This is a genomic window from Streptomyces sp. NPDC058877, assembly GCF_042742855.1.
Taxonomy (GTDB): Bacteria; Actinomycetota; Actinomycetes; order Streptomycetales; family Streptomycetaceae; genus Streptomyces.
Window position 1 is genome coordinate 1 of record NZ_JBHYMF010000228.1, and the last position, 10027, is coordinate 10027.

The following is a 10027-nucleotide window of genomic DNA, read 5'->3' on the forward strand; positions in this document are numbered from 1 at the left end:
GGACTTCCCCGGGGCCACCCCCGTCCGCGGACGTTCCGTCAGGCGCGGTACGCGATCCAGGAGTCGTTCATGCGGGCCACCTGGCCCGAGGTGAACTGGTACATGCAGGAGTCGTACGTGTAGTCCATGAAGTTGTGGATCGGGTCCACGCCGGACTTGTTGCGGCAGGAGTCGCGACCGGTCGGGCACTCGTACGCGGGGCTCTTCTCGGCCGGGGTGTCGGCGACGTAGTCGCCGTTGCCGTTACAGCCGCCCTGGAAGGTGTGGTAGAGGCCCATCCAGTGGCCCACCTCGTGGGTGGCGGTGTCGCCCTCGTCGTAGTTGGTGGCGGAGCCGCCGGGCAGGGAGGCGTCGAGGAGGACGACGCCGTCCATGGAGGGGCTGGACTTGTAGGACGAGGGGAAGGTGGCCCAGCCGAGCAGGCCGCCGCCGAGGTTGGCCGTGTAGACGTTCAGCGTGCCGGCGTCGCCCTTGCGGAGGGTCTGCTTCATCTGCTTCTCGGCGGTGGAGCCGGAGGACAGGTTGTACCAGCTCGCGTTGTCCGTGTAGTCGGTTCCGGCCAGGGAGAACTGGAAGCCCGAGTCCACGTTGCCGCTGCCCTGACCGCTGTAGGCGGCGTTGAGGACGGCCATCTGCTTGCTGATGTCCGTGGAGGTGAGCTTGCCCGTCGAACCGCTGTGGATGACGTGGAAGTAGACCGGGATGTTCACGACGGCGGCGGCCTCGGCGCTGGCGCTGAGCCGGCCGCTGGAGCGGGCGGTCGAAAGCTTCTTCTTCAGGTCGTCGTCCATGGCCTTGGCCTTGGCGGCGGAGACCTCGTTCGGCTCGGCGCCGTGGTCCGCGGCTCCGCGCACCTTGCGGGCGCCGGAGAGCGTGGCCGTACCGTCCGTGCACTCCTCGGCGGAGGCCAGGGTGGCGCCGGCCGGGGCGGCCACCGGGGCGGAGAGGGGAGCAATGGCCAGGGTTCCGGCCATGACGGCGGTGCCCATCAGACGACGTGTCATACGCGGGGATATGCGGACAAGAGCACGCACGGTGACTCCTTGCGGGGGGTTAGGGAGAGGGACTTCCTCGCCACCGCCCGGAGATTACGCGTCCATGTCAGGGGTAGTTGAGCATTGATCAAGCCCAATCATTCGTCGGGCAAATCGGGGCATCGAGAAGAAAAACTTGCGCCGCTTCCGGAGTTTGAGACGTGGACGTAACGAACGAAGTGACGGAGGCGGGTGGTGTGTCCGGATTCGATCGCCGGAACCCGCCACCCGCCGTAGTGATGTGACCTCCTGTTAACAGGAGGGATCATGGCCGAAAATCGACCCTAGGGTGCCGCTCAGTGCACCGGCTGGTACACCCGCTCGACACGCTGCGTTCCGCTGAGCGTGCGGTACGAGCGCACCCAGGACGCCGTCGCGGCCGGGTCGGTCCTGTCGGAGACCTTGTAGTAGTCCATCTGCGAGCGGGCGGCCGTCACGTCGAGCACGCCGTACCCGTGGTGGTCCATGTCCACCCACTTCACGTGGCGGTTGGCCGCCTTCACGGCTCCCGAAGCCAGCACCGAGAGCGTTCCGGGCGCCACGTGCAGCAGGTCGTCCAGGTTGTCCGAGGTGACCGAGGTGACCACGAACTCCGTTGCCGCCGAGGCGGACAGCGGATACGTCGCGGCCTTCACCGGTACGTCGTTGGCCCATGCCATGTGGATGTCGCCGGTCAGGAAGACGGTGTTCCGGATCGCCCGTGCGGTGAGGTGGGCGAGCAGCTCCCCGCGGTCGTCGGTGTAGCCGTCCCACTGGTCGACGTTGACCGCGAGCCCCTCCTTCGGCAGGCCCATCAGCTCCACCAGCGGCTCCATCAGGTACGCCGGCAGGGAGCCGAAGGCGACCGGCGAGATCATCACCGACGTGCCGACCAGTTGCCAGGTCGCGTCCGATCCGGCAAGACCCGCCTTGAGCCAGTCCAGTTGGGCGCGACCCGTGATGCTGCGCTCCGGGTCGTCGACCGAGCCGCTGCCCGCCTTCGCCGGTGCGGAGCGGAAGGAACGGAGGTCGAGCAGGTGCAGGTCGGCCAGTCGGCCGAAGCGCAGCCGGCGGAACACGGTGCCCTCCGTGGAGGTGCGGACCGGCATCCACTCGAAGTACGCCTGCTTCGCGGCGGCCACCCGGGCCGCCCAGTCGCCCTCGGTGCCGGGGGTGTGGTTCTCGGCCCCGCCCGCCCAGGCGTCGTTGGCGAACTCGTGGTCGTCCCAGATAGCGACCACCGGGTGCGCCGCGTGCAGGGCCTGCAGGTCGACGTCCGTCTTGTACTTCCCGTGCCGGGTGCGGTAGTCCGCGAGCGACACGATCTCGTGGCGCGGCTCGTGTTGCCGGACGACGTACTTGGCCTCCGGGTAGGCGCCGCTGGCGTACTCGTAGAGGTAGTCCCCGAGGTGGAGGACCGCGTCCAGGTCGCTGCGGGTGGCGAGGTGGCGGTACGCGGAGAAGTGGCCGGCCTCCCAGTTCGCGCAGGAGACCACGCCGAACCGGACCCCGGGGGCGGCGGAGTCGGCGGCCGGCGCGGTGCGGGTGCGGGCGGTGGGGGAGACGGCCGTGCCCGCGGTGAACCGGAACCAGTAGGCGGTGGCCGGTCGAAGGCCCCGGACGTCGGCCTTCACGGTGTGGTCGGAGGAGGCGCTCGCCGTGGCGGTGCCGGAGGCGACGACCCGGGTGAACGAGCGGTCTTCGGCCAGCTCCCAACCGACCTGGACGTCCGGGCCGAGGCCGGACCCGGGCACGGCGTCGGGGGTGGGGGTGACGCGCGTCCAGAGCAGGACGCCGTCGGGCAGCGGGTCGCCGGAGGCGACGCCGTGGAGGAAGGCGGGCGCGAGGGCGTCCGCGAGGGCGGGGGAGGCCGCGCCGAGCAGGGCGGGTGCGGCGACGGCGGTACCGGCCGCGGCCTTGACGACGGCGCGGCGGGTGGGGGCGAAAGATATGAGGCGACTGGTCACGGGCAGTCAGATTACTGACGGGTACGCCCTTGGGGCAGGCGAAAACCGGAAGTTCGCCCAGTCGTCGCCCTGGAGACGCTTCGGCCTCCGCTGGAGGCCCGACGCGTGCCTCCCGACCCCTTCGACCTGGGAAGACGGCTTCCCGGACGACGGCTCCCGGGCCGACAGCGGCGTCGGAGCGCCAGGTCGGGCACCGCCGAGAATCGGCCACTTCTGTTGTGGGTCGAACCGGGGGCACCGCTGGGAACCGGCCACTTCTGCTGCGGGCCGAACCCGGTGGTGCCCCCGGTTCGGGCCGGGGGCACGGGCCGGCGGTCAGGCCTTGAGGGCCGCGTCGATCGCCGTGTTGAACTGGGCCACCGTCATCGGCGGGCTGTCGGTGCCCTCGGCCGTGACCGGCTTGCCGTCCATCTTCAGGGTCGGGGTGCCCTGCACGCCGCTCTCGTCGAAGGCCTGGGACATCTTCATCGCCCAGGCGTCGAACGTGCCTTCCTCGACGTTCTTCTTGAAGGCGGCGTTGCCCTTGAGCGCCGGGACGGAGTCCGCCACCTCCAGGAGGTACGAGTCCTTGGCGAACTTGTCGTCCTTCTCCTCCGGGTGGAACTGCGCCGAGTAGAGGGCGGACTTGTACTTCAGGAAGGCGTCCGGGCTGACGTCCAGCGCGGCGCCGAGGGCCGAGAGGGCGTTCTTCGAGCCCTCGCCCGGGATGCCGTTGTCGATGAAGGTGGCACCCACGTACTTGATCTTGTACTTGCCGGTCTCGACGTCCTTCTCGACGGTGGAGCCCACGTTCTGCTCGAAGGTCGCGCAGACCGGGCAGCGCGAGTCCTCGTACAGCTCCAGGGTCTTCTTCGCGGAGTCCTTGCCGATGACGACGGTGGTGCCGTTGGTGCCGGTGGTGTTCTTCGGCGCGGTCACGGTCTTCGCTTCGGCCGCGGCCTCCCACTGGGAGGGCTTGTTGGCCTGGACGACCGCGTAGCCGATCCCGCCGGCGGCGGCCAGCACGGCCACGGCCGAGACGCCGACGACGAGCTGTCGGCGCATCCGGTCCTTCTTCGCCTGGCGCTCGCGCTCCGCGCGCAGCCGCTCGCGGGCGGCAGCCTTGTTGGCCTGGCTGTTGCGTGCACTCATGATGGTGATCTCCGTGAGGGGTGGGAAGGCAGGGGGGTCGGGATCCGCTCAGACGGGAGCGGGGCCCGGACGCGGTGGCCCCCGCAGTCCGACCGAGTGCACGGGGAAGCGCGTGCGGAACGCCCGGACGCGGCCGGTGCCCCGGCCGACCCGTCGCGGTGCCGGACCGTCGGCCCGGAAGAAGGCCGTCACCACCATCAGCGGCCGGAAGGCGAAGGCCGCGACCGCACGGAGCAGCCGGGCGAGTGCCCGTTCCCCGCCGCGCAACCAGAGCGCCGCCGAGAGCCCCACGCCCACGTGGGCCAGGAGCAGCACCCAGGGCAGTGCCGGGTCAGGGGAGCTGAGCAGCCCCGTGCCGCTCCCGCCGTCCGGAACGACCGCACCGGCCAACCGGGTGCCCACGGCGCCGCCGCAGAACACCTCCACGCCTACCGAGCGCAGCGAACCGGTGACCGGGCCGCCGGCAGGGCCGTAGCAGACCGCCTGACCGCTGGTGAAGAGGGTGTCGGCCGCCAGTTCCAGCGGGACCAGGAGACCGGCGATCGGGCCGAGCCCGCGCTCGCGACCGGCCAGCGCGTACGCCACGGCGAAGACCCCGACCGCGACCGGGGCCACCGTTCCCAGCGGCAGCGGCGCGCGGGAGAGCAGCACGTGGGACGCCACGGACAGCGTCACGACCAGTGCCGTGAAGAACGCCGCCCGCAGCGCCCTCAGCTGCGTTCCTGCCATGTCCATCGTCGTGGAGTGTGCCATGCCGGCCCGTAAGACGTCTCTAAAGGCAGCCTGTGGACGGCCCCCACCGGCGGCTAGAGCCCGGGGATCCGGCCGTTGCGGAAGAGGTCCACGAAGATCTGGTGGTCGGCCCTGGCACGCGCCCCGTAAGCGTGCGCGAAGTCGACCAGGAGCTCGGAGAAGCCCTCCTCGTCGGTGGCGATCGCCGCGTCGATGGCCCGCTCCGTCGAGAACGGCACCAGGGAGTGCCCGCTGGAGTCGTCCGCCGCCGCGTGCATCGTGGCGGTCGCCCGGCCCAGGTCGGCCACGGTCGCCGCGATCTCCCGGGGGTCGTCGATGTCCGACCAGTCGAGGTCCACCGCGTACGGCGACACCTCCGCGACCAGCTGGCCCGTCCCGTCCAGCTCCGTCCAGCCCAGCCACGGGTCGGCGTGCGCCTGGAGGGCGCGCTGCGAGATCACCGTGCGGTGCCCCTCGTGCCGGAAGTACTCCCGCACCGCGGAGTCCGTGACGTGCTGCGAGACCGCGGGGGTCTGCCCCTGCTTCAGGTAGATCACGACGTCGTTCTCCAGCGCGTCGCTGTTTCCCTCCAGCAGGACGTTGTACGAGGGGAGGCCGGCCGAACCGATGCCGATCCCGCGCCGTCCGACGACGTCCTTGACGCGGTAGGTGTCGGGGCGGGCGAGGCTGGATTCCGGCAGCGTCTCCAGATAGCCGTCGAAGGCCTCCAGCACCTTGTACCGGGTGGCCGCGTCCAACTCGATCGTGCCCGGGCCCCCCGAGAAGCGGCGGTCGAAGTCGCGGATCCCGGTCATCGAGTCGAGCAGTTCGAAGCGGGTCCGGGCCCGGGCCGAGCGCAGCGCGCCGAGCAGGGCCCCGCCGGCGGTCTCCAGGGTGAAGGCGGGGACCTCGTCGCCCTTGGCGCCCGTCGCGAGGGCGCGGATCCGCTCCCGGTACGCGCCGGCGCAGATCCGGACGAGTCCGGTGATCTGTTCGTCGCTGAGCGCCTTCGCGTAGCCGATCAGGGCCAGCGAGGCCGCCAGCCGCTTCAGGTCCCAGGTGAAGGGGCCGATGTAGGCCTCGTCGAAGTCGTTGACGTTGAAGACCAGCCGGCCGTTGGCGTCCATGTAGGTGCCGAAGTTCTCGGCGTGGAGGTCACCGTGGATCCAGACCCGGCCGGTCCGCTCGTCCAGGTACGGGCCGCCGTGCGCCTCCCGCGCCAGGTCCGCGTAGAACAGGCACGCCGTGCCCCGGTAGAAGGCGAAGGCCGAGCCCGCCATCTTCCGGAACTTGACGCGGAAGGCCGCGGGGTCGGCGGCGAGGAGCTCGCCGAAGGCGGTGTCGAAGACGGCGAGGACGTGCTCGCCGCGCTCGGCCGCTGTGGACTGCGGGACCGACATCGAAGGGCCTCCTGTACGGACGACGGATTCATGAGGAATGGGACGTGTGTTCCCGGTCTCCCCGGGCGCGACGGTACCCCCGAGTGCCCGCGATCTGTCAGTCCGCCGACGTAGACTTCCACGCTGTCCCCCCAGAAATTCATCGGAGGCATCCCGCCGTGACCAAGCCGCCCTTCACGCACCTCCACGTCCACACCCAGTACTCGCTGCTGGACGGTGCCGCGCGGCTGAAGGACATGTTCAACGCGTGCAACGAGATGGGCATGACCCACATCGCGATGTCCGACCACGGCAACCTGCACGGGGCGTACGACTTCTTCCACTCGGCGAAGAAGGCCGGGGTCACCCCGATCATCGGCATCGAGGCGTACGTGGCGCCCGAGTCCCGCCGGAACAAGCGGAAGATCCAGTGGGGCCAGCCGCACCAGAAGCGGGACGACGTCTCCGGCTCCGGCGGTTACACCCACAAGACCATCTGGGCGGCGAACGCCACCGGACTCCACAACCTCTTCAAGCTCTCCTCCGACGCGTACGCCGAGGGCTGGCTGCAGAAGTGGCCCCGGATGGACAAGGAGACCATCTCCCAGTGGTCCGAGGGCCTGATCGCCTCCACCGGCTGCCCCTCGGGCGAGCTGCAGACCAGGCTCCGGCTCGGCCAGTTCGACGAGGCCCTGAAGTCGGCCTCCGAGTACCAGGACATCTTCGGCAAGGACCGGTACTTCCTGGAGCTGATGGACCACGGCATCGAGATCGAGCACCGGGTCCGCGACGGCCTCCTGGAGATCGGCAAGAAGCTCGGCATCCCGCCGCTGGTCACCAACGACTCGCACTACACCTATGCGCACGAGGCGACCGCCCACGACGCCCTGCTCTGCATCCAGACCGGCAAGAACCTCTCCGACCCGGACCGCTTCAAGTTCGACGGCACCGGCTACTATCTGAAGTCCACGGACGAGATGTACGCCGTCGACTCCTCGGACGCCTGGCAGGAGGGCTGCCGCAACACCCTCCTGGTCGCCGAGCAGGTCGACACCACCGGCATGTTCGTCGAGAAGAACCTCATGCCGAAGTTCGACATCCCGGAGGGCTACACCGAGGTCACCTGGTTCCGCGAGGAGACCATGCGGGGCATGCACCGCCGGTTCCCGAACGGGATTCCGGAGGACCGCATGAAGCAGGTCGAGTACGAGATGGACACCATCATCTCGATGGGCTTCCCCGGCTACTTCCTCGTCGTCGCCGACTTCATCATGTGGGCCAAGAAGCAGGGCATCGCGGTCGGCCCCGGCCGTGGCTCCGCGGCCGGCTCGATCGTCGCGTACGCCATGGGCATCACCGACCTCGACCCCATTCCGCACGGCCTGATCTTCGAGCGCTTCCTCAACCCCGAGCGCATCTCCATGCCCGACGTCGACATCGACTTCGACGAGCGTCGGCGCGTCGAGGTGATCCGCTACGTCACCGAGAAGTACGGCTCCGACAAGGTCGCCATGATCGGCACCTACGGCAAGATCAAGGCCAAGAACGCGATCAAGGACTCCGCCCGCGTCCTCGGTTACCCGTACGCGATGGGCGACCGGCTCACCAAGGCCATGCCCGCCGACGTCCTCGGCAAGGGCATCGACCTCAACGGCATCACGGACCCCTCCCACCCGCGCTACAGCGAGGCGGGCGAGATCCGGGCGATGTACGAGAACGAGCCGGACGTGAAGAAGGTCATCGACACCGCCCGCGGCGTCGAGGGCCTGGTCCGCCAGATGGGCGTGCACGCCGCCGGCGTGATCATGTCCAGCGAGCCGATCGTCGACCACGCGCCGATCTGGGTGCGGCACACCGACGGCGTCACCATCACCCAGTGGGACTACCCGAGCTGCGAATCGCTCGGCCTGCTCAAGATGGACTTCCTCGGCCTGCGCAACCTGACGATCATGGACGACGCCGTCAAGATGGTGAAGTCCAACAAGGGGATCGACATCGATCTCCTGGCGCTGCCGCTCGACGACGCCAAGACCTTCGAACTGCTCCAGCGCGGTGACACCCTCGGCGTCTTCCAGTTCGACGGCGGCCCCATGCGCTCGCTGCTGCGGCTGATGAAGCCCGACAACTTCGAAGACATCTCCGCCGTGTCCGCCCTGTACCGGCCGGGCCCGATGGGCATGAACTCGCACACGAACTACGCCCTGCGCAAGAACGGCCAGCAGGAGATCACCCCGATCCACCCCGAGCTGGAGAAGCCGCTCGAAGAGGTGCTCGCGGTCACCTACGGCCTGATCGTCTACCAGGAGCAGGTGCAGAAGGCGGCCCAGATCATCGCCGGCTACTCGCTCGGCGAGGCCGACATCCTCCGCCGCGTCATGGGCAAGAAGAAGCCCGAGGAGCTGGCGAAGAACTTCACCATCTTCCAGGCCGGAGCGCAGAAGAACGGCTACAGCGACGAGGCCATCCAGGCCCTCTGGGACGTCCTGGTCCCCTTCGCCGGCTACGCCTTCAACAAGGCGCACTCCGCCGCGTACGGCCTGGTCTCCTACTGGACCGCCTACCTCAAGGCCAACCACCCCGCCGAGTACATGGCGGGGCTGCTCACCTCGGTCAAGGACGACAAGGACAAGTCCGCGGTCTATCTGAACGAGTGCCGCCGCATGGGCATCAAGGTCCTGCCGCCCAACGTCAACGAGTCCGAGTCCAACTTCGCCGCCCAGGGCGACGACGTGATCCTCTTCGGCCTCTCCGCCGTCCGGAACGTCGGTTCCAACGTCGTCGAGTCGATCATCAAATCGCGCAAGGCCAAGGGGAAGTACTCCTCCTTCCCTGACTTCCTCGACAAGGTGGAAGCCGTCGTCTGCAACAAGCGGACCGTCGAGTCGTTGATCAAGGCCGGCGCCTTCGACGAGATGGGTCACACCCGCAAGGGCCTGGTCGCCCACCACGAGCCCATGATCGACAACGTGGTGGCCGTCAAGCGCAAGGAGGCCGAGGGGCAGTTCGACCTGTTCGGCGGGATGGGCGACGACGCGAGCGACGAGCCCGGCTTCGGCCTCGACGTCGAGTTCTCCGACGTCGAGTGGGAGAAGTCGTACCTGCTCGCGCAGGAGCGCGAGATGCTGGGCCTCTACGTCTCCGACCACCCGCTCTTCGGCATCGAGCACGTCCTGTCCGACAAGACGGACGCGGCGATCTCCCAGCTGACCGGCGGCGAGCACTCCGACGGCGCCGTCGTCACCATCGGCGGCATCATCTCCGGGCTCCAGCGGAAGATGACCAAGCAGGGCAACGCCTGGGCGATCGCCACCGTGGAGGACCTGGCCGGCTCCATCGAGTGCATGTTCTTCCCCGCCACGTACCAGTTGGTCTCCACCCAGCTCGTCGAGGACACGGTCGTCTTCGTCAAGGGGCGGCTCGACAAGCGCGAGGACGTGCCCCGGTTGGTCGCCATGGAGCTGATGGTCCCCGACCTGTCGAACGCCGGGACCAACGCCCCGGTGGTCCTCACCATCCCGACGGTGAAGGTCACCCCGCCGATGGTCAGCAGGCTCGGCGAGATCCTCAAGCACCACAAGGGCAACACCGAGGTGCGCATCAAGCTCCAGGGGCCCCGCACCACGACCGTGCTCAGGCTCGACCGACACCGGGTGCAGCCCGACCCGGCACTCTTCGGTGACCTGAAGGTGTTGCTCGGACCCTCCTGCCTGGCCGGCTGAGCCGGTCCTGCCCACGCGCAAGGGGCGCGCCCGGCGGCACGGGCGCGCCCCTTTTCCGTTGGGGCCGGGTGTGAGTTGTGGCCGAA

At 69.1% G+C, this 10027-nt stretch carries 6 protein-coding genes; 1 reads left to right on the plus strand and 5 read right to left on the minus strand.

The features are described from left to right. Window positions 1-38: 38 nt before the first annotated feature. The 5 genes from ACFW2Y_RS31720 to ACFW2Y_RS31740 all read right to left on the minus strand — a co-directional run bounded on the left by ACFW2Y_RS31720 (window position 39) and on the right by ACFW2Y_RS31740 (window position 6243). Window positions 39-1004: a zinc metalloprotease gene (locus ACFW2Y_RS31720; RefSeq protein WP_384885965.1), complete on the minus strand. Its 966-nt coding sequence runs from the start codon at window positions 1002-1004 to the stop codon at window positions 39-41. A gap of 326 nt (window positions 1005-1330) precedes the next feature. Next, window positions 1331-2980: an alkaline phosphatase D family protein gene (locus tag ACFW2Y_RS31725; RefSeq protein ID WP_384885966.1), complete on the minus strand. Its 1650-nt coding sequence runs from the start codon at window positions 2978-2980 to the stop codon at window positions 1331-1333. A 315-nt stretch (window positions 2981-3295) separates the two neighbouring features. After that, entirely contained in the window at window positions 3296-4111 is an 816-nt protein-coding gene (locus ACFW2Y_RS31730; protein WP_384885968.1) for a thioredoxin domain-containing protein, read from the minus strand. Window positions 4112-4159: 48 nt separating this feature from the next. Then, window positions 4160-4846, minus strand: coding sequence for a hypothetical protein (locus tag ACFW2Y_RS31735; RefSeq protein ID WP_384885969.1), 687 nt, complete (start codon window positions 4844-4846; stop codon window positions 4160-4162). Window positions 4847-4917: 71 nt separating this feature from the next. Beyond that, window positions 4918-6243: a DUF2252 domain-containing protein gene (locus ACFW2Y_RS31740; protein WP_384885971.1), complete on the minus strand. Its 1326-nt coding sequence runs from the start codon at window positions 6241-6243 to the stop codon at window positions 4918-4920. Window positions 6244-6401: 158 nt separating this feature from the next. On the opposite strand from ACFW2Y_RS31740, the gene dnaE reads away from it, so the two are divergent. Then, entirely contained in the window at window positions 6402-9941 is a 3540-nt protein-coding gene (gene dnaE, locus ACFW2Y_RS31745; protein WP_384885973.1) for a DNA polymerase III subunit alpha, read from the plus strand. Window positions 9942-10027: the final 86 nt, after the last annotated feature.

Bases quoted from the DNA above. Each gene is read 5' to 3' on its own strand.
- ACFW2Y_RS31730 (WP_384885968.1), bottom strand. From the start codon at position 4,111: ATGAGTGCACGCAACAGCCAGGCCAACAAGGCTGCCGCCCGCGAGCGG.
- ACFW2Y_RS31735 (WP_384885969.1), bottom strand. From the start codon at position 4,846: ATGGACATGGCAGGAACGCAGCTGAGGGCGCTGCGGGCGGCGTTCTTC.
- ACFW2Y_RS31720 (WP_384885965.1), bottom strand. From the start codon at position 1,004: ATGACACGTCGTCTGATGGGCACCGCCGTCATGGCCGGAACCCTGGCC.
- ACFW2Y_RS31740 (WP_384885971.1), bottom strand. From the start codon at position 6,243: ATGTCGGTCCCGCAGTCCACAGCGGCCGAGCGCGGCGAGCACGTCCTC.